14 protein-coding genes are annotated in these 19,349 nt (G+C 69.5%); 10 read left to right on the top strand and 4 right to left on the bottom strand.

The window, feature by feature from the left end; translation table 11 throughout:
• Positions 1 to 171: 171 nt before the first annotated feature.
• Together ACLB90_RS03135 and ACLB90_RS03130 are read left to right on the top strand one after the other, a co-directional pair.
• Positions 172 to 2,514, top strand: a complete 2,343-nt coding sequence (locus ACLB90_RS03135; RefSeq protein WP_411851582.1) for a TonB-dependent receptor — start codon at positions 172 to 174, stop codon at positions 2,512 to 2,514.
• 194 nt (positions 2,515 to 2,708) lie between these two features.
• Positions 2,709 to 3,842 carry a hypothetical protein gene (locus ACLB90_RS03130; RefSeq protein WP_411851581.1) on the top strand — a complete coding sequence of 378 codons (1,134 nt, stop codon included), beginning with the start codon at positions 2,709 to 2,711 and terminating at the stop codon, positions 3,840 to 3,842.
• Between the two features lie 49 nt (positions 3,843 to 3,891).
• On the opposite strand, the gene ACLB90_RS03125 is transcribed toward ACLB90_RS03130, so the two are convergent.
• Together ACLB90_RS03125 and rnd are read right to left on the bottom strand one after the other, a co-directional pair.
• Positions 3,892 to 5,064 (bottom strand): serine hydrolase domain-containing protein, encoded by a 1,173-nt coding sequence (locus ACLB90_RS03125; protein WP_411851580.1) that lies wholly within the window; start codon positions 5,062 to 5,064, stop codon positions 3,892 to 3,894.
• Between the two features lie 150 nt (positions 5,065 to 5,214).
• On the bottom strand, positions 5,215 to 6,294 hold the full coding sequence (rnd, locus tag ACLB90_RS03120; RefSeq protein WP_411851579.1) for a ribonuclease D: 1,080 nt from the start codon (positions 6,292 to 6,294) through the stop codon (positions 5,215 to 5,217).
• A 164-nt stretch (positions 6,295 to 6,458) separates the two neighbouring features.
• Here rnd and ACLB90_RS03115 point away from each other — a divergent pair, with 164 nt between their 5' ends.
• Complete coding sequence (locus ACLB90_RS03115; RefSeq protein ID WP_411852686.1) at positions 6,459 to 8,282, top strand: formylglycine-generating enzyme family protein; 1,824 nt, start codon at positions 6,459 to 6,461, stop codon at positions 8,280 to 8,282.
• 59 nt (positions 8,283 to 8,341) lie between these two features.
• Entirely contained in the window at positions 8,342 to 9,238 is an 897-nt protein-coding gene (locus tag ACLB90_RS03110) for a M48 family metallopeptidase (RefSeq protein ID WP_411851578.1), read from the top strand.
• A 31-nt stretch (positions 9,239 to 9,269) separates the two neighbouring features.
• Here ACLB90_RS03110 and xseA read toward each other — a convergent pair whose 3' ends face one another.
• Positions 9,270 to 10,610, bottom strand: a complete 1,341-nt coding sequence (gene xseA / locus ACLB90_RS03105) for an exodeoxyribonuclease VII large subunit (RefSeq protein WP_411851577.1) — start codon at positions 10,608 to 10,610, stop codon at positions 9,270 to 9,272.
• 55 nt (positions 10,611 to 10,665) lie between these two features.
• Positions 10,666 to 11,754 carry a tRNA epoxyqueuosine(34) reductase QueG gene (gene queG / locus ACLB90_RS03100; protein WP_411851576.1) on the bottom strand — a complete coding sequence of 363 codons (1,089 nt, stop codon included), beginning with the start codon at positions 11,752 to 11,754 and terminating at the stop codon, positions 10,666 to 10,668.
• A 25-nt stretch (positions 11,755 to 11,779) separates the two neighbouring features.
• On the opposite strand from queG, the gene ACLB90_RS03095 reads away from it, so the two are divergent.
• The 6 genes from ACLB90_RS03095 to ACLB90_RS03070 all read left to right on the top strand — a co-directional run bounded on the left by ACLB90_RS03095 (position 11,780) and on the right by ACLB90_RS03070 (position 19,309).
• Positions 11,780 to 13,264, top strand: a complete 1,485-nt coding sequence (locus ACLB90_RS03095) for an NAD(P)H-hydrate dehydratase (RefSeq protein WP_411851575.1) — start codon at positions 11,780 to 11,782, stop codon at positions 13,262 to 13,264.
• Entirely contained in the window at positions 13,261 to 13,743 is a 483-nt protein-coding gene (gene tsaE, locus ACLB90_RS03090) for a tRNA (adenosine(37)-N6)-threonylcarbamoyltransferase complex ATPase subunit type 1 TsaE (protein WP_411851574.1), read from the top strand. The genes ACLB90_RS03095 and tsaE overlap by 4 nt, the downstream gene beginning before the upstream one ends.
• Before the next feature lie 82 nt (positions 13,744 to 13,825).
• On the top strand, positions 13,826 to 15,418 hold the full coding sequence (locus ACLB90_RS03085; RefSeq protein WP_411851573.1) for an N-acetylmuramoyl-L-alanine amidase: 1,593 nt from the start codon (positions 13,826 to 13,828) through the stop codon (positions 15,416 to 15,418).
• A gap of 102 nt (positions 15,419 to 15,520) precedes the next feature.
• Entirely contained in the window at positions 15,521 to 17,395 is a 1,875-nt protein-coding gene (mutL, locus tag ACLB90_RS03080) for a DNA mismatch repair endonuclease MutL (protein WP_411851572.1), read from the top strand.
• 47 nt (positions 17,396 to 17,442) lie between these two features.
• Positions 17,443 to 18,345, top strand: coding sequence for a DUF1684 domain-containing protein (locus ACLB90_RS03075; RefSeq protein WP_411852685.1), 903 nt, complete (start codon positions 17,443 to 17,445; stop codon positions 18,343 to 18,345).
• Positions 18,346 to 18,355: 10 nt separating this feature from the next.
• The gene (locus tag ACLB90_RS03070; protein WP_411852684.1) at positions 18,356 to 19,309 is read left to right on the top strand and encodes a TraB/GumN family protein; all 954 of its coding nucleotides are present in this window, start codon (positions 18,356 to 18,358) and stop codon (positions 19,307 to 19,309) included.
• Positions 19,310 to 19,349 lie beyond the last annotated feature (40 nt).

Genomic DNA, 19,349 nt, shown 5'->3' with positions numbered 1-19,349 from the left:
GCAGCCAACCGATCAGGGTCGGGGATGGACGGCCGTCCCCCGCATCGCCCTGAAAACAACCTGCAACATCCGCGCAATATCGTGCCGCATCGCTGCGCAACCAGCGGTGCTGTTGTTGTTTTCCTGCGTGCGCCGCACGCCACTCAGTTCAGTACTGCCCGAGACCCCTGCATGCCTGTCAATCGCACCACCTCTGTGTCCCTGCGTCATTCCCCGCGCCGTGTCGCCGCACCCGGTTCGCTGCCGCGCCGCCATGCGCTCGCGCTGGCCTGCGCCACCGCCTCGCTGCTTGGCCTGGCCGGCGCCGCCTCGGCCCAGGACGCCAGCCCGACCTCGCTCGACGCGATCACCGTGACCGCCGATCACCGCGAGCGCAATCTGCAGGAGGTGCCGGTGTCCGTCGGCGTGGTGCAGGGCGAGCGCATGCGCGACTACACCGCCGGCGGCGACGACACGCTGCTGGCGCTGTCGGGCAAGGTGCCGAGCTTCTATGCCGAAACCACCACCGGCCGCATCTTCCCGCGCTTCTACATCCGGGGTCTGGGCAACATCGACTTCTACCTGGGTGCCTCGCAGCCGGTGTCGATCATCCAGGACGACGTGGTGCTGGAGCACGTGGTGCTCAAGTCCAACCCGGTCTATGACGTGGACCAGGTCGAAGTGCTGCGTGGCCCGCAGGGCACGCTGTTCGGCCGCAACACCACCGCCGGCATCGTCAAGTTCGACAGCATCAAGCCGAGCCAGGACTACAGCGGCCGCGTGCAGGCCAGCTACGGCACCTACGGCAGCGTTGCGGTGGACGGCGGCTTCGGCGGCCCGATCAACGACATCGCCTCGTTCCGTGTTTCGGCGCTGTACCAGCACCGCGATGATTACGTCGACAACACCTACACCGGTCCCAGTGCCGATGGCACGGTGTCGCCGAAGAAGAATGCGATGGGCGGCTTCGACGACCGCAACGTGCGTGCCCAGCTGCTGCTGCAGCCCAGCGACGCCTTCTCGCTGCTGGCCTCGGCGCATGCGCGCGACTACGACGGCACGTCCACCCTGTTCCTGCGCAGCGCGCTGACCAAGGGTTCCAACAAGACCGACGTGCCGCGCGACAAGGTCGCCTACGACGAAGCCGGCAACAATCCGCAGGCCTACAAGACCTACGGCGGCTCGATCAAGGCGGTCTACGATTTCGGCAACGTGTCGCTGACCTCGATCACCGCCTACGAAACCACCTCCGGCTACAGCCGTGGTGATACCGACGGCGGCGCGGCGGTGAACTATCCGGTCAATGGCATGCCGAACGGCTACGGCCAGTCGATGGGCCAGATCCGTGATCTGGACCAGTGGACCCAGGAAATCCGCCTGGCCAACGGTGACGACAACCGCCTGAAGTGGCAGGTCGGCGCGTTCTACTTCGACGGCCGCGATACCACCGATTTCTACCAGCGCGCCTGGTTCCTGCAGGGCAATGCACGCAATCCGAACAACTGGGTGCGCCTGCGAAACGTCAATACCTCGTGGGCCGGGTTCGGCCAGATCAGCTACGACGTCACCGACAAGTTCACCCTGACCGCCGGCCTGCGCCAGACCCGCGACGAGAAGCACACCCGCCTGCTGAAGACCGCCGACACCGCCGCCGGCGTGGTGACCTACAAGGGTCGCACCGACGTGGAAATGTCCGACACCACGCCGAGCTGGGACGTCAGCGCGATGTATGCGTTCAATCCGCAGCTGAGCGTGTATGCGCGCGTGGCGCGTGGCTTCCGTGGCCCGACCATCCAGGGCCGCTCGGCGGTGTTCAATGCCGACTTCACCACCGCGGACTCGGAAACCATCCTGTCCTGGGAAGCGGGCATCAAGAGCAGCCTGTGGGACAACCGCCTGCGCGTGAATGCCGCTGCGTTCACCTACGTGGTCAACGACATCCAGCTCAACGGCAACGATTCGGACGGCAACGGCGTGCTGTTCAACGCCGACAAGGCCAAGGCCTACGGCCTGGAAGCGGACATGGAGCTGCGCCCGATCCCGAACCTGAGCCTGAGCGCCGGTGTGAGCCTGCTGCACAGCGAAATCCAGGACGATCGCGTGTATGCGCAGGTGTGCGCCCTCAACGGTGCCGTGGTGTGTACGGTGAACGATCCGACCATCAAGGTCGGCGCGAACACCTTCGCCCAGATCAATGGCAACCCGCTGCCGAACGCGCCGAAGTACAACATCAACCTGGCCGCGCGTTATGACATGCCGGTCAACGACAGCGATGTGTTCTTCGTCTCCACCGACTGGAACAAGCAGGGCTACACCAGCTTCGTGCTGTACGACTCGGCCGAGTTCAACTCCAAGGGCAGCTTCGAAGGCGGCCTGAAGCTGGGCTACTCGGGCAACTATGGCGCGTGGGAAGTGGCGCTGTTCGCGCGCAACATCACCAATGAGAAGAACCTCAAGGGTGTGATCGAGAACTACATGGCGGCGGTGTACAACGAACCGCGCACCGTGGGCGTTTCGCTCAACATGAACTGGTAAGTGGACACGGCATCGGCGCCGCGCGATCGCGGTGCCGATGCTGCCTGTTGCCTGCCTCGACAACGCCCTGCCAACGCAGGGCGTTGTCGTTTCCGGTGTGCATCGATGGCGGCCGGAGGTGCATGTTATGGTCGCGCACCGCATCGCGCACCGGCGCTGCCGCGCGGATGTTCCGTGTTGAAAGGATCTCGACCATGCTTGAACAGCTGCACACAACGTATTCCGATGCCACCGCTGCGCGCGCGCTGATCAGGCAGTGCCGGGCGCGGGTGGTGCGCTGGCGCTGGGCGACCGCCTCGATGGCGTTCGATCCGCCGTTCTCCAAAGAGAAGCACGGCGGCCCCACGCCGCGCTGGGTCGCCGACGACAAGGCCAAGCCCGGTGCGCATATCCGGCACGGCCTGGATGCGGACGGCCGCGTGGTGATCGAATGCGAGGCAGACGGTAACTGCACCGCGTGGCTGCATGGCCCGGAGGGACGCCACAGCCTGTCCTTTGACGAAGATGCGTGCCTGACTGCCGCGTGGGCGTGGCGCGAACGCGGGGGTCGCCTGCACGGTCTGGACCTGATTGACGACACGCGTGGCTTCAACGAAACCTACCATTGGGAGGGCGAGCAGCTGCAGCGCGTGGTGGTCGAGAACTGGTCACGGCGCGCGCCGACCTGGTGGTGCCAGAATGTTTTCACCTACAACGACGCCGGCCAGCTCGATACGATCGTTCTGGAATACCTGACGGCCGAGGGTCGTCCCACCGGGGAGCGCCGCCTGGAGTATCAGCGCCCACGCCCGGGGGAGACCCTGGCCACGGTCACGGCGGAGGTCGAGCGGCTGCTGATCGACGCGATCGCGGCACAGCTGCCGCGCATTCCGCGCGATGAACCACTGTACTGCCTGCTGCTCTGTTTCACCGAGGAGGACACCCCCTCGGCATGGCCGCCGTTCCTGGTCTGGGGCCGGCAATCCTATCGGGACGAGGTGATGGCGCGGGGCGAGGAGGTGCATTACTACCTGTGGGCACCCGACGAGATCCGCGAGGTGCAGGGCGACGCCCACGAGCACTGGTTCACCGAGCCGGCGTTGACCGAGGTCTGCCAGCGCCACAACCAGTACATGGAACTGCGCCAGAGTTCGGCGTCAGCCAACCGCGTGCTGCGTCAGGTGGCCGCGTGGCTGGATGCGCCCGAGCGCCGCGCGCAGCTCGTCACCACCGACGATTTCGTGGTGGCCGTGGCCGACAACACCGGCGCGGTGAATCCGTTGCCGGCCATGCGCAAGGCCATTGGTGCGGAGCGTTGGGCGCTGCTGAAATCACGCGGTTACGTGTGAGCAGCGCCGCCCTGCGCGCATGGGCGGCAGGGCGGTGCGGCAGGCCGGTTCATCTGGCGGCAGGCGCGGCCAGCGGCGGTGCCAGTTCGGCGAACAGGCCGCCCAGTACGCCCATCGTGGCCTTGTCCGCGCCCATGTCGTCGGCCGCGTTGGCGATGGCGATCACGGCGTTGTTCTGGCCCGGGAACAGCACCACCCAGGCCAGCCAGTTGCCATCCGAGCCGCCGTGCACGAGCACCGGCCCCTGGCGCCCGGCGATGGAGGGCTGCACGCCCCAGTCCAGGCCCGATCCGCTGCCCGGCTGCGCGGTCTGCATCAACGCGTAGGACGCCGGGGTGAGCAGCGTGCCCTTGCCCTGGCTGCCGGCCAGTTGGTCGATGGCGAACAACGCCAGGTCCTGCAGGCGCATGTGCAGGTTGCCGGCGGCGGTGTAGATCGGCGGTACGCCGTCATCGGCCTTGCGCGGTGCGGTGCTCACCGGCTTGCCGGCGCGGTGGCCCAGCGGCTGGTTGCCGCGCGTCGGGCCGAAACCGGCGCCCGTCATGCCCAGCGGACCGAATACTTCACGCTGCATCAGCGTTTCGACATCCTTGCCGGTGGCGTGCTCGGCAATTACCGCGGCAATCAGGAAGCCGCTGTTGCTGTAGGCGAACTCGGTACCCGGCGCATGCACCGGCGCCTCGGCCAACGCAGCCTTGATATAGGCCTCGCGCTGCACCGGCAGCGGCCGGGCGTCGGTGAAGAAGGCATCCAGTGCGGCCGCATCGGTCAGGTTTTCCGGCAGGCCGGCGCGGTGCGACAGCAGCTGTACCAGGGTGACATTGCGGTACTCCGGGCGCATCTGCGCCGACAGTTCCGGCAGCATCGTCGACAACGGGGCATCCCACGTCAGCACGCCCTGTTCGACCAGGCGTGCGATCATCGCCACGGTGATCGGCTTGCCGGTGGAGCCGATCATCCACTGGTCGTCGCGGGTGGCTGCGGTCTTGGCGTCGCTGCGGCGCACGCCGCTGACCGCCTGGTCGGCGACCTTGCCATCGCGGATCACCAGCACGCCCATCGCGGGGGTGGCGGTGCCCTGCATGGCGGTGGTGATGCGCGCATCGAGCGTGTCGGCAGCACCGGCGTTGCCGATCGCCAGGATCAGCCCCAGCGCCAGCAACGCGCGCAGGCCTCGCGCGCCACAGGGAACCACGGTCCATCGTGTCCGGATCGATTGCATGGGAATCCTTGCAGGGGTGGCGGTGAAGCCACTCTTGCACGCAGCACGGTGCGTTCCCATATGTCTGCGGTCATGGCCGCCTGCGGTTGATTCAGCCTGCAGCAGGGCAGTGCGCGTGGTCGATGTCGACCACGCGCGCGTGCCGCGCGATCACCCGGCCGGCAGCAGCGGTGCGAGCGCCGGTTCCAACTGCGCCTGGCGCCAGCCGGCGAGTGCGGCCGGCCACTGGCGGCTTTCCAGATAGCTTTCCAGATGCTTGCGCGAGGCCAGCACGCCATCGGGCAGGCCCAGCTCGGCAGTGCGTGCGGCGACCGCATCCTGCAGGCGCTTGAGCGCCTGCTTGTTGGTGTCATTGGCCGGCAATGCCAACGGTGCCTCGGCCTCGTCGTCCAGCGGCGTGACCAGCGCCTGCCAGACCTGTGCCGCCAGCTTGCGTGGCGCCTTGGGGAAGCCCTCCATCAGCGTGCCGAGTGCGTCGGCATCGGCCGGTGGCGTCCGCGCCAGCACGGCGGCCAGCTCGTTGTCGAGCACCCAGCTGCGCGGCTTGTCGCTGGCGCGCGCCTGCACATCGCGCCAGCGCAGCAACCGCAGCAGGCGCATCTGCGCAGGCGTATCCATGAACTGCGCCGAGCGCATGGCCACGTGCGGCCAGCGCTCTTCGTCGTGCTCTACGCTGGCGAGCAGGCGCTCGGCATCGTCCTGCAGCCACTGGCGACGATCGAGCTCGCCCAGCTTGGCGTCGATCGCGTCGTGCAGCGCGAACAGATACTCCACATCATCGGCGGCGTACTCCAGCTGCGCGTCGGAGAGCGGGCGCCGCATCCAGTCCGAACGGGTCTCGCCCTTGGCCAGGGTGACGCCGGTGATCGCGTTGACCAGCTTCTGGTAGCCCATGCCGCCCCCGATCCCGGCCAGCGCCGCACCGATCTGGGTGTCGAACAGCGGCCGGGGCAGCGCGCCGCAGGCGACCTTGAAGGTGACCAGGTCTTCGCTGGCGCTGTGCATGATCTTGAGGATGGAGGTGTCGGTCAGCCAGGGCGCCAGCGCCTCGGTCATGCCCGGGATCAGCGGATCGATCAGCAGGATTTCATCGCCGACCGCCATCTGCACCAGCGCCAGCTGCGGCCAGTACGTGCGCTCGCGGATGAACTCGGTATCCAGGCCAATGCGGGTGGGGCGCTGGCGGTAGCGCTCATCCAGTTCCGCCGGGGTTTTGATCCAGTAAGCCACGTGGGGTTCCATCGACTGCAGGGTCTGCTCAGGGTGGGGAGGATAACGCGATGCACCCCTGCACGGCCGCGCCAGTATGATGAGGCCCTGAACCACCTGGCGGCAGGGAACCGAATTTGCGATCGTCCGGCACATTGCCGTTGTTGCTGGCCCTGACGCTGGGGATGGCCAGCGGCTGCTCGCCCTCGACGCCGCCGGCTGCCACGCCGCCTGCGGCGGGCACCGGGCCGGCGCCCACAGTGCGTGAGCCGGTGGCGGCACAGGTCACCATCGGGGGCGAGGACGCGGCCGAAACCGTGCAGCGCTGGGAGCCGCCGGCGGTCGCGATCGACGCGCAGGGCGTGGCCAAGGCGCACCGTGACGCGACGCAGGCATTCGAGCAGGGGCGGCTGTACGCCACGGCCGCCGATGCGATCCCGATCTGGCTGGGCCTGTTGCAGCACAACCCCGCCGATCGCCAGGCGCAGGCCGGGCTGATGCGCGCGCGGCAGCGCCTGCTGGTTGAGGCAACCGCGTTGTTGGCACGCCCGTTGAAGCAGCGCGAGGCCCTGGCCGAGGCCGGTGAGATGGCCCTGGTGCTGCTGACGCTGGCGCCGCAGGACCCCAAGGTGCGCCAGTTGCAGACCCGCGTGGAGATGGCGCAGCGGGTGGTGGCCTACAACCGCGCCGGCGAGGACGATCTGCGCGCCGGGCGCATCGGCGAAGACGGCGATGGCGCCATTCCCAATTTCCGTGAGGCGCTGGCCCTGGACCCGGACAACGCGCGCGCACGCCAGGGCCTGGCGGCTGCGGAGAGCGCGTTGATCCGGCGCGCCGAAGACGCCGCGCGCGCCACCGACTTCAGCGCTGCCGGTACCTGGCTGGCCGAGGCGGCCAAGGTGCGCGATTCGTCGATCACCATCGCCGATGCGTTCGAACGGATCGAGCGCATCCGTGCCGATACGCTGGTCCGGCTGCGTGATGAGGGGCTGCGCGACCTGGCGACGCCGCAGGGGCTCAAGCCGGCGCGGCAGAAGCTGGAAGATGCGCTGCGGATCGCCTTGCCGGGCGATCCGGTGGTGGTGCAGCTGCGCGAGCGCATCGAGCTGGTCACCCACTACGGCAGCTTCCGACCGCGCCAGGTGTTCAGCGATGCGCTGCGCGATGGCGGGCGCGGCCCGCAGATGATCGTGGTGCCGCATGGCGGCTTCCAGATGGGCGCGGGCGACAGCGAGCCAGGCGCCACCGATGCCGAGAAGCCGTCCCACTACGTGCGTTTCGAGCGCGGGTTCGCGCTGTCGATCACCGAGGTGACCGTGGCCGACTTCCGCCGCTACGTGGAGGCGACCAAGGCGCGGCCACGTGCAACCCGGCGTGGCCATTCGATCGTGTATGACGAGCGCAGCGGCAACTTCATGCGCCGCAGTGGGGTGGACTGGCAGTCGGACTACAACGGCGCGCCGGCGATCGCCAACCTGCCGGTGATGCACGTCAGCGTGCGCGATGCCGAGCACTATGCCGCCTGGCTGTCCGAGCAGACCGGCCGCTCCTACCGCCTGCCCAGCGAAGCCGAGTTCGAGTATGTCCTGCGCGCCGGCAGCAGCGGTCGCTACCCCTGGGGCGACGCCGGCACGCCGCCGCCGCGCGCGGGCAACTTCACCGGTGGCAAGGATGTGTCGCCGTCCGGGCGTCACTGGTACAACGCCTTTGTCGGTTATGGCGACGGCTACTGGGGGCCGGCCCCGGTGGCCACCTTCGAACCCAATGCCTGGGGCGTGCACGACATCGCCGGCAACCTCAGCGAATGGGTCGCCGACTGCTGGCATGCCAGCTATCGGCGCGCCCCGTCCGACGGCGTGGCCTGGTTCAACCCGGGCTGCCGCCAGCGGGTGATCCGGGGCGGCAACTGGGCCAATGCGCCCGAGCAGACCCGCGCCGCCTGGCGCCAGTCGCAGGATTCGGACACCACCAGCGCCCGCATCGGCTTCCGGCTGGTGCGCGGCATCTGAGCCATCTACGATGGGCGGGCGCGGGGCGGCGTGCCCCGGACCCACCAGGAACCACGAGCATGCGCAACGATCCGTTTGGCGGTCAGCAGCAGGGCCGGGCCCGGCGACCGGGATTGTTCGGCAACATCCGCTGGTGGGTGCTGCTGGCCTTCGCCGGCTACGCCGCGTTCTACTGGTTCTCCAACCGCGCGGTGGACCCGTACACCGGCGAAAGCGTGCTCATCGACAGCTCGCTTGATGCGACCCAGGAGAAGGCGCTGGGGCTGCAGGCCTATCAGCAGATCCTGGCGCAGGAGCGCCCGGTGGACCCCAACCTGCAGGTGTCGCGCGATGTGCGTGCGATCGCCCAGCGCCTGATCGACAAGGTCGACGTGGTGGAAACCGCGCTGGCCGAGGAGCATGGGCTCAAACCGGCGCATTTCTCCCGCGACTTCGAGTGGGAAGTGAATGTCATCCAGTCCGAGCAGGCCAATGCGTTCTGCCTGCCGGGCGGCAAGATGGCGGTGTACACCGGATTGATCCCGGTGGCGCGCACCACCGATGCGATGGCGGTGGTGATGGGGCACGAGATCGCCCACGCGCTGCTCCGCCACGGCGCCCAGCGCATGGCCCAGCAGAAGCTGACCCAGATCGGGCAGATGGCCGGCGCGGCCAGTGGCATGGACCCGCAGCAGCAACAGATGGTGATGTCGGCGATGGGCTACGGCTACCTGTTGCCGTATGCGCGCAGCCACGAGACGCAGGCCGACGAAGTGGGCCTGATGCTCGCCGCCGCCGCGTGCTTCGACCCGCGCGAGGCGATCCCGTTGTGGGAGCGGATGGGGCAGAACAGCGGGCAGTCGCCGCCGGAGTTCTCTTCCACCCATCCCAACCCGGGCACCCGCATCCAGAACCTGCAGGCGCTGATGCCAAAGGCAATGGAGTACCGCAAGCGCTTCTGCGAAAGCGCCAGGTAATACCAAACCGCATCCGAGCCCGGCGCGCGGCTCAGCGCGCGGGGTCTTTCACCACCACCTGGATGGCACCGTCCTGCACGCGCGCGGTGAGCGTGTCGCCGGGCCGGACCTGCAACGGGGACCGCACCAGGCTGCCATCGTCCTCGCGGGTCAGGATGGCGTAACCGCGTGCCACCGTGGCCAGCGGGCTGACCGCCTCCATCGAGCGTGCCAGGGCACGCAGGCGCAGGCCGTCGCGCTGCAGGTGGCGTGCGATGGCGCCGTCGGCCCGTGGCTGCAGGCGGTGCAGGCGCTCGCGCAGCGCATCCAGGCGGCGCTGCGGATGGCCGTTGCGCAGCACTGCTGCGGCATGCCGCAGCCGCGCCAGGCGGCGCTCGTGCTGTTGCTGCCACAGCGCGGTGAGGTGTCGCGCGGCGTCCTGCTGGCGACGCCGCAGCAGCTGCAGGCGGGCCTGCGGGCTCTGCGCATTGAGGCGCAGCAGGGCACGGTCGGTGCGCTGCATGGCCTGGCCCAGTGCATGGCGCTGCAACTGCGCCAGGCGCGCATCCAGGCGGCGCAGATGCAGCAGCAGGTCGCGCTGGTCAGGTACCAGCAGCTCGGCAGCAACCGACGGCGTGGGCGCACGCAGATCGGCGGCGAAATCGGCCAGGCTGAAGTCGGTTTCGTGACCCACCGCGGCGACCACCGGGGTGGTGCTGGCAGCAATGGCGCGGGCCAGTTGTTCGTCGTTGAAGGCCCACAGGTCTTCCAGCGACCCGCCACCGCGGGTCAGCAGGATCACGTCGTAGCGGCCGCTGGCATCGGCGCCGCGCAGCAACGCGGTGATCTGCGCGGCGGCACTGTCGCCCTGCACCAGGCTCGGCAGCAGGTCCACTTCCAGCAGCGGGAAGCGCCGTTCCAGCACGCTGAGCACGTCGCGTACGGCCGCGCCGGTGGGGGAGGTGATTACTGCAAGGCGGCGCACGTGGGTGGGCAGGGCGCGCTTGCGCTCGGGCGCGAACAGGCCCTCGGCCTCCAGGCGCGCCTTGAGCTGTTCGTAGGCGCGGCGCAGGGCGCCTTCACCGGCTTCCTCCATGTGGTCCAGCACCAGCTGGTACTCGCCACGCGCTTCGTACAGGGTCAACCGGCCGCGCGCCAGCACGCGCATGCCTTCGCGCGGAATGAATTTCAGCCACTGGCTTTTTGGCTTGAACAGCGCGGCGCGGATCTGCGCGCGCGCATCCTTCAGCGTGAAGTACATGTGGCCGGACGCCGGGCGGGTGACGCTGCCGAGTTCGGCTTCCACCCAGATCAGCGGGAAGGCGCCTTCCAGCAGGTCGCGGGCCAGGATGTTGAGCTGGCTGGGCGTGAGGATCTGCGCGCTGCGGTCCATGAGGGGATAGAACGGTACGAACGGGCGGTCATGGTCGCACGTTGGCGCACGTCCTTCATCCCGCTGCGCCGCGCCCGGCGTGCTGCTGCAGCGCCCATTCAACGTGTTCGCGCACGATCGCCGACGGATGCGCGCGGCGCGCGTGCAGCGCCGCCAGGGTATCGGCATGGGTAGGGGCGTTGCCGAGCGCCACGGCGATGTTGCGCAGCCAGCGCTCGTGGCCGCTGCGGCGGATCGGGCTGCCCTCGGTGCGGCGCAGGAACTCGTCTTCCTCCCAGGCGAACAGCTGCGCCAGCGAGGCGGTGTCCAGATCGTTGCGCGCGCGGAAGTCCGGTTCGTCGGTACGCCGGGCGAACTTGTTCCAGGGGCAGACCAGCTGGCAGTCGTCGCAGCCGTAGATGCGGTTGCCCATCAGCGGGCGCATCGGCTCGGGAATGGCGCCCTCGTGCTCGATGGTCAGATACGAAATGCAGCGGCGCGCATCCAGGCGGTGCGGCCCGATGATCGCCTGGGTGGGGCAGACATCGATGCAGCGCGTGCAGGTGCCGCAGTGCGCGGTTGCCGGGGTGTCCACCGGCAGCGGCAGGTCGACGTAGATCTCGCCAAGGAAGAACCACGAGCCGCCCTGGCGGTCGATCAGGCAGGTGTGCTTGCCGATCCAGCCCAGTCCGGCGTTGCGCGCCAGCGCGCGTTCCAGCACCGGCGCCGAATCGACGAACACCCGGTAACCGAACGGGCCGATCTCGGCGGCCAGGGCGTCGGCGAACTTCTGCAGCCGGTTGCGCATGAGCTTGTGGTAATCGCGGCCCAGCGCGTAGCGCGCCACGTAGGCGCGGTCGCCATCGTGCAGAGTGTCCCAGGCCTGGGTGTCGTCCTTGTGGCCGTAGTCCATGCCCACCGAGATCACCCGCACCGTGCCCGGCAGCAGTTCGGCCGGTCGCGCGCGCAGCGTGCCGTGCCGGGCCATCCACTGCATGGTCCCGTACAGGCCCTTGCCCAGCCAGTCGGCCAGGTGCGCTTCGTCCTCGCCCAGGTCGATGCCGGCCACCCCGCAGCGCTGGAAACCGTGGGCCCGCGCAAGCGCGCGCAGCCGGTGGGCGGCCAGGGTGGGGTCGAGCGGAACGGGGGCAGGGACGGCGGACATCAGGGTGCAAGTATAGAATCCCGTCATGCTCGAACTCGCTGAACTCTTCGATACGCCTGCCGCCCGCCGCATCGATGCCCAGGCCAGCGCGCTGCTGGGCGATGGCGGTGCCTCGCTGATGGACCAGGCCGGTCTGGCCGCCTGGCAATGCCTGCTGGAGCACTGGCCACAGGCCCAGCGCATCGGTGTGCTGGCCGGGCGCGGCAACAACGGCGGCGACGGCTACGTGCTGGCGGCGCTGGCACGGCAGTCCGGCCGCCAGGTGCAGGTGCTGCACCTGCCCGGCGACGCGCCGGCCACGGCGCTGGCCCAGCGCGCACAGGCCGCCTTCCTGGCGCAGGGCGGCGATGTGCTGGCCGGCGATGCGGGGTTGCCGGCGGTGGACGTCTGGGTGGACGCGCTGTTCGGTATCGGGCTGGATCGCGCGCCGGACGCGGCCGCCGCCGCACGCATCGCCGCGCTGAACGATGATCCTGCCCCGGTGCTGGCGCTGGATGTGCCCAGCGGCGTGGATGCGCGGACCGGCGCGGTGCCGGGCGTGGCCGTGCGGGCCACGGTGACGCTGCAGTTCATCGTGTGCCACCAGGGCCTGTATACCGGCGATGCGCTGGAATACGTCGGCGAGCGCCGGCTGGCGCCGCTGCAGTTGCCCGAGGGCAGCGCACAGGACGTGGTCGCGTCGGCCTCGCGCTGGCACCACGAACGCGTGCGCGCGCTGCTGGCGCCGCGTCGCGCCAACACCCACAAGGGCGAATCGGGGCAGGTGCTGTGCGTGGGCGGCAATCTCGGCAGCGGTGGCGCCGTGATGCTGTCCAGCGAGGCGGCCCTGCGCAGCGGTGCCGGTCTGGTCCGCGTGGCGACCCGCCAGGCGCATGTCACCGCGCTGCTGTCGCGCCTGCCCGAAGCGATGGTGCACGCGGTGGAGGACGCCCAGGATCTGTCGGCGCTGCTGCCGCAGTCCGGGGTGATCGCGATCGGCCCGGGACTGGGCCAGGACGACTGGGCGCATGAGCTGTGGCGGCAGGTCCTCGGCGCCGGCCGTCCGCTGGTGGTCGATGCCGACGCCTTGAACCTGCTGGCGCAGGCACCGCAACCGCTGCCCGATGCCGTACTGACCCCGCACCCGGGCGAGGCCGCGCGCCTGCTCGGGTGCAGCACCGCCGAGGTGCAGGGCGACCGCTTCGCCGCCGCACGGGCGCTGGCCGAGCGCTACCAGGCGGTGGTGGTGCTGAAGGGCGCCGGCACGCTGGTCGCCGCGCCCCACGCCCGCCCGCGGGTGATCGCTGCCGGCAATCCCGGCATGGCCGTGGGTGGCATGGGCGACCTGCTCACCGGGGTGATCGCCGCGCTGCGCGCGCAGGGGCTGGCCGCCTTCGATGCCGCCAGTGCCGGCGCGCTGCTGCACGCACTGGCCGGCGACGCCGCCGCCGCCGAAGGCCAGCGCGGCCTGTTGCCCACCGATCTCCTGGCGCCGCTGCGCCGCTTCGTCAATCCGGACCGCCCCGCATGATCACGTTCTTCCTCGCCGAACCCACCGACACCGATCTGCTCGGGCAGTGGCTGGCCGCCACCCGCCCCGCGCAGGCGGTGGTGCAGCTGCAGGGCGACCTCGGGGCCGGCAAATCGACACTGGCCCGTGCGCTGCTGCGCGCGCTGGGCGTGCAGGGCCCGATCCGCAGCCCGACCTACACGCTGGTGGAGCGCTATCCGTTGGCCGATGGGCACGAGGCCTGGCATCTGGACCTGTACCGCATCGGCCACGCCGGGGAGCTGGATTTCCTTGGGCTGGACGAGGGCAGCGCGTCGCTGTGGCTGGTTGAATGGCCCGAGCGGGGCGCTGGCGCCCTGCCGCCCACCGACCTCGTGGTGGCGCTGGAGATCGACGGGCAGGGGCGTCGCGCGCAGCTGAGCGCGGGCAGCGCAGCGGGTCGTGAATGGCTGGATCGCCTCCCGCAAGGGGGCGACTTGCAGGCCCTTTCTGTCGGCTGACACTAGGAAACTCCGGCAGGTTACGGATTATTAAGGGAAAAGGAGTTGCTTTTCATTCAGTGCGGTGATTGAATCCTGACCCATGCCAATGGGGAAACCACTCACTGCCCTCTGTGCCGTCGTCGGACTCTGTCTGGCGAGCGCCGTGGCGTGGGCGGGCGAGATCCGCCAGGTCGCCCTGGACACCGGCGCCACCGGCACCCGCGCGGAAATCGCGCTGTCCGGCAGCGGCGGGTACAAGACCCTGACCCTGGCCGGTCCGAACCGCCTGGTGGTCGATTTCCCCGACTCCACGGCCATCCGCAACCTCAGGCTGCCTGCGCCCAAGGGCGTGGTGACGGCCGTACGCACGGGCCAGCCCGTGCCGGGCACGTTCCGGGTGGTGTTCGACCTGGCCGAGTCGGTGGCGCCGTTCAAGCCGCAGATGCGCAAGCAGGGCAACGACTCCACGCTGGTGATCGAATGGCCCGGCGATGGCGCGACGAACGTGGCCGGCGCACCGCCGAGCGCTGCGCCGGTTGCTACGCCGCCGCCCGTGCCAGCCACCACGCCCGCACCGACGCCGGTCGCGCAGACCCCTGCACCGACACCGGCTGACAGCGCACAGGCGCGCACCGATGCCGCCCGCGCAACCGCACTGCTGACCGCCTCGGTGCGCCAGCAGGCCAGCGCCACCGCGGCCGCGCCGGTGCCAACACCCGCCCCGACCACGGCCACCGCCAACGTGGCCGCCGCCGGCAATGCCAACGCGGCCAGCAACTCTGCATCGCCGGCGGCGATCCTGGCAGGCCAGCCCACCGCGGCTGTCGTGGCGGCGCCGGTTCCCGCGCCGGCACCGGCTACCGCGATCACCACGGAAACCCCGCGTCCGGCAATGCCCAGCGATGCGTCGCGGATGAAAATGCGCCCGGGCATGCGCACCCTGGTGGTCGCCATCGATCCCGGTCACGGTGGCCAGGACCCCGGTGCGGTCGGCCCGACCGGCAAGCGCGAGAAGGACATCACCCTGGCGGTGGCGCGCGAACTGGCCCGGCAGGTCAACGCCACGCCGGGCCTGAAGGCCTTCCTGACCCGCGACACCGACGTGTTCATCCCGTTGCCGATGCGTGCGCAGAAGGCCCGCGCCGCCAAGGCGGACATCTTTATCTCGATCCATGCCGATGCTGCCGAGAACCGTGCGGCCACCGGTTCGTCGGTGTACGTGCTGTCCACCAAGGGCGCCTCCTCGCAGCGCGCCCGCTGGCTGGCCGACAAGGAAAACGCCGCCGATCTGGTCGGTGGCGTGCGCCTGCAGCAGACCGAAGGCACCCTGGCCAACGTGCTGCTGGACCTGGCCCAGAGCGGTTACATGAAAGCGTCCGAAGACGCTGCCGGTCACGTGCTGGGCGGGTTGAAGCGGATCGGCAAGAACCACAAGCCGAACATCGAACGCGCCAACTTCGCGGTCCTGCGCACCTCTGACATGCCGGCAATGCTGGTGGAAACCGCCTTCATCTCCAATCCGGACGAGGAGCGGCGCCTGATCGACCCGGCGTACCAGCGCCAGATCGCCGGGGCCGTGCTCGACGGCGTGCACACCTTCTTCAGCCGCCAGCCCCCGCCCGGCACCCTGTACGCCGCGCGCGCCCAGGCCGAAATCGACGCCGCCGGCACCGTCGCCGGGGGAAGCAAATAAAAACCCGCCGATGGCGGGTTTTTATTTGCCCGTAAGGCGGGTTTCGATTCACCCGTAGAGCCGGCCTCTGGCCGGCTGCACGGATGCCGCTATCATTCACGCATGAGCATCCGCCAACTTCCCGAAATCCTCATCAATCAGATCGCTGCGGGCGAGGTCGTCGAACGGCCCGCATCGGTGGTCAAGGAACTGGTGGAAAACGCCCTCGATGCCGGCGCCACGCGCGTGGATATCGACCTGGAAGAAGGCGGTGTGCGTCTGATCCGGATCCGCGACGATGGCGGCGGCATCGCGCCCGAAGAACTGCCGCTGGCAGTCTCCCGGCACGCCACCAGCAAGATCGCCAGCCTGGATGACCTCGAAGCGGTAGCCACGCTCGGTTTCCGTGGCGAAGCGTTGCCATCGATCGCCTCGGTCAGCCGCTTCACCCTGTCCTCGCGTCGCCCCGGCGACGCGCACGGCTCGGCCCTGCAGATCGAGGGCGGCAAACTGGGCGAGGTCACCCCGCGTGCCCATGCACCGGGCACCACCGTGGAAGTGCGCGAGCTGTTCTACAACGTGCCGGCGCGCCGCAAGTTCCTGCGCGCCGAGCGCACCGAGCTGGGCCACATCGAAGAATGGCTGCGGTCGCTGGCGCTGGCCCGCCCGGACGTGGAACTGCGGGTATCGCACAACGGCAAACCGTCGCGCCGCTACAAGCCGGGCGACCTGTATTCCGATGCGCGCCTGGGCGAGACCCTCGGCGACGACTTCGCGGCGCAGGCGCTGCGCGTGGACCACAGCGGTGCCGGCCTGCGCCTGCATGGCTGGATCGCGCAGCCGCACTACTCGCGGGCCAGCACCGACCAGCAGTACCTGTACGTCAACGGCCGTTCGGTGCGCGACCGCAGCGTCGCCCATGCGGTGAAGATGGCCTATGGCGATGTCCTGTTCCACGGCCGGCAGCCGGCCTATGTGCTGTTCCTGGAGCTGGACCCGACCCGCGTTGACGTCAACGTGCACCCGGCCAAGCACGAGGTGCGTTTCCGCGACTCGCGCCTGATCCACGATTTCGTCTACCGCACGCTGAAGGAAGCGCTGGCCGAGACCCGTGCCGGCATGACGGCCGTCGGCGTCGATGCAGGCGCGGCGGTGCACGCGCCGATGGAGATGCAGGCGCTGCCCGCCGGAGCGGCAGCGTCGGGCGGTTACGCCCTGGCGGGCGGTGGTGGTGGCGGTGGCGGAATGGGCGGCGGCCAATGGCGGCCGCAGCAGTCGCCGCTGGGCCTGCGCGTGGCCGATGCACCGTCCGCCTACGCGGCGCTGTATGCGCAGCCGCGCGCCGATGAGGACGTCGCATCGGCGCCCATGCCCGGCCAGTACGGGCTGCCGGCAACCTCCGCCGACAGCGGTGTGCCGCCGCTGGGCTATGCGGTTGCGCAGCTGCACGGCATCTACATCCTGGCCGAGAACGCCGAAGGCCTGATCGTGGTGGACATGCACGCAGCCCACGAACGCATCGGCTACGAGCGCCTGAAGACCGCACACGACGGCATCGGGCTGCATGCGCAGCCGCTGCTGGTGCCGATCACCCTGGCGGTGGGCGAGCGTGATGCCGATACCGCCGAGCGCGAAGCGGATACGCTGGTGGCGCTGGGCTTCGAGATCACCCGTTCGGGACCGGGCTCGCTGCACGTGCGCAGCATTCCGGCACTGTTGGCCAACGCCGAACCCGAAGGCCTGCTGCGCGATGTGCTCACCGACCTGCGCGAGCACGGCCAGAGCCGGCGCATCGCCAGCGCCCGCGACGAGCTGCTGTCGACGATGGCCTGCCACGGTGCCGTGCGCGCCAACCGACGGCTCACGGTGCCGGAAATGAACGCGCTGCTGCGCGACATGGAAATCACCGAGCGTTCCGGCCAGTGCAACCACGGCCGGCCGACCTGGGCCCGTTTTTCGCTGGCGGAGATTGACCGCTGGTTCCTGCGCGGACGTTGAAGGGGACAGATATGGGGAAGTGGGGATGGCGGGCCGCGCTGGCCTGCATGGTGGTCGTGCTCGGCGGCTGCGGGGACAAGGCGGCGGATGCGCCGGTCGCGGTGGCGACCGATCCGACGTTCGCGGCCGAGCAGCAGCAGTGGCGCCAGCAGCGTTACACCGAACTGGTGGCGGCCGATGGCTGGACTACGCTGGTTGGCCTGCATTGGCTGGAGCACAAGGCGCATTACATCGGCCGTGGTCCGGGCAGTGGCATCCGCCTGGCGGTAGGCCCGGACAAGCTGGGCATGGTGGCGCGCACGGGCGACCAGGTGTGGTTCACGCCCGAGCGTGGCGTTGCACTCACCGTGGACGGCGCACCGGTGCACGGCCGCATCCGCTTCTTCAGCGATCGTGATGCAACGCCGACCGTGATCGCCTTCGATGGCGGCAAGGGCCACCTGAGCCTGATCCATCGCGGCGAGCGGTTCGCGCTGCGGGTCAAGCATGCCGATGCCGCCTCGCGCACCGGCTTCACCGGCCTGCTGTACTGGCCCGGCGGCCCGTCGTGGAAGGTGCAGGCGCGCTACGTTCCGCACCCGGCCGGCAAAACGCTGTCGATCGTGGACATCACCGGCCTGACCACGGCGATGCCCAACGCCGGCGCGCTGGAGTTCGAGCGCGATGGCGCCACCTACCGGCTGGAGGCCATCGGCGAGCCGGGCGGCCCGTTGTTCGTGATCTTCGGCGACCGCACCAGCGGCCACGGCAGCTACCCGGCGGGGCGCTACCTTGACACCGACGCGCCCGATGCCCAAGGCCGGGTCACGCTGGATTTCAACCACGCCTACAACCCGCCGTGCGCGTTCACGCCGTTCGCCACGTGCCCGCTGACACCCCCTGAAAACCGCCTCGACCTGCGTGTGGACGCCGGCGAGAAGGCTTACCACGCACCCGAAGGAGAGGGTTGAACCCATGCGCATGTTGTCCCGTTGCCTGTTCCCGTTGCTGATCGCTGCCGGCCTGTCGTTCGGCATGCCCGCGCACGCCCGCGCCGCCGCCCCGGCTGCCAAACCCGCTGCGAAGGCGGCCGCACCGGTGCCCCTGTTGTGGAAGGTCACCGGCCCGGGCGACAGCCGCATGTACCTGCTGGGGTCCTTCCACCTGCTGCGTCCGGGCGACTACCCGCTGTCGGCGGATGTGGACCGTGCCTTCGCCGACGCGCAGCGCGTGGTGTTCGAACTGTCGCCGCAGGACATGGAGTCGCCGCAGCTGGCGCAGAAGATGGTGCAGGCGGCGGTGCGTACCGATGGCAGCGAACTCAAGCGCGACCTCGATGCGCCCACCTGGACGCGGCTGCAGGCCTATGCGCGTGACAACAACCTGCCGCTGGCGCAGCTGCAGGGCATGAAGCCGTGGTTCGTCGGGCTGACCATCACCCTCAGCCAGTTCACCAAGATGGGCCTGGACCCGAAGCTCGGCCTGGACCGCCACTTCATGACCCAGGCGGCCGCATCGGGCAAAGCCACCGCCGGCCTGGAAGACATCGACACCCAGATCGCGGTGTTGTCGGGAATGTCGGCGCAGGAGCAGCAGCAGATGGTGGCCGAGGCGCTGGAACAGGCCGACAAGGGTGACGAGGACGGGCGCAAGCTGCACGACGCCTGGCGCCGCGGCGATGACAAGCTGCTGTGGACGTCGATGGCCACGCAGATGCGCGGCCAGTACCCGCAGCTGTACAAGCGCATCAACACCGACCGCAATGACGCCTGGGTGCCCAAGCTGCAGCAGCACCTGCAGGCCGGGCAGGGCGGTACGCTGGTGGTGGTGGGTACGCTGCACCTGCTGGGCAACGATGGCGTGGTCGAGAAACTGCGCGCCAAGGGCTACACGGTGGAGCGCATCTGCACGGGCTGCGCCAAACCCAAGCGCTGAGTCCACGCGCGGCACCTGCGAAAACGGCGCGGCCCGAGGG

This window comes from Stenotrophomonas sp. LGBM10 (assembly GCF_046736075.1).
Lineage (GTDB): Bacteria > Pseudomonadota > Gammaproteobacteria > Xanthomonadales > Xanthomonadaceae > Stenotrophomonas.
The sequence above is the reverse complement of the archived record's forward strand: the minus strand, read 5'-3'. Positions and strand labels throughout refer to the sequence as shown.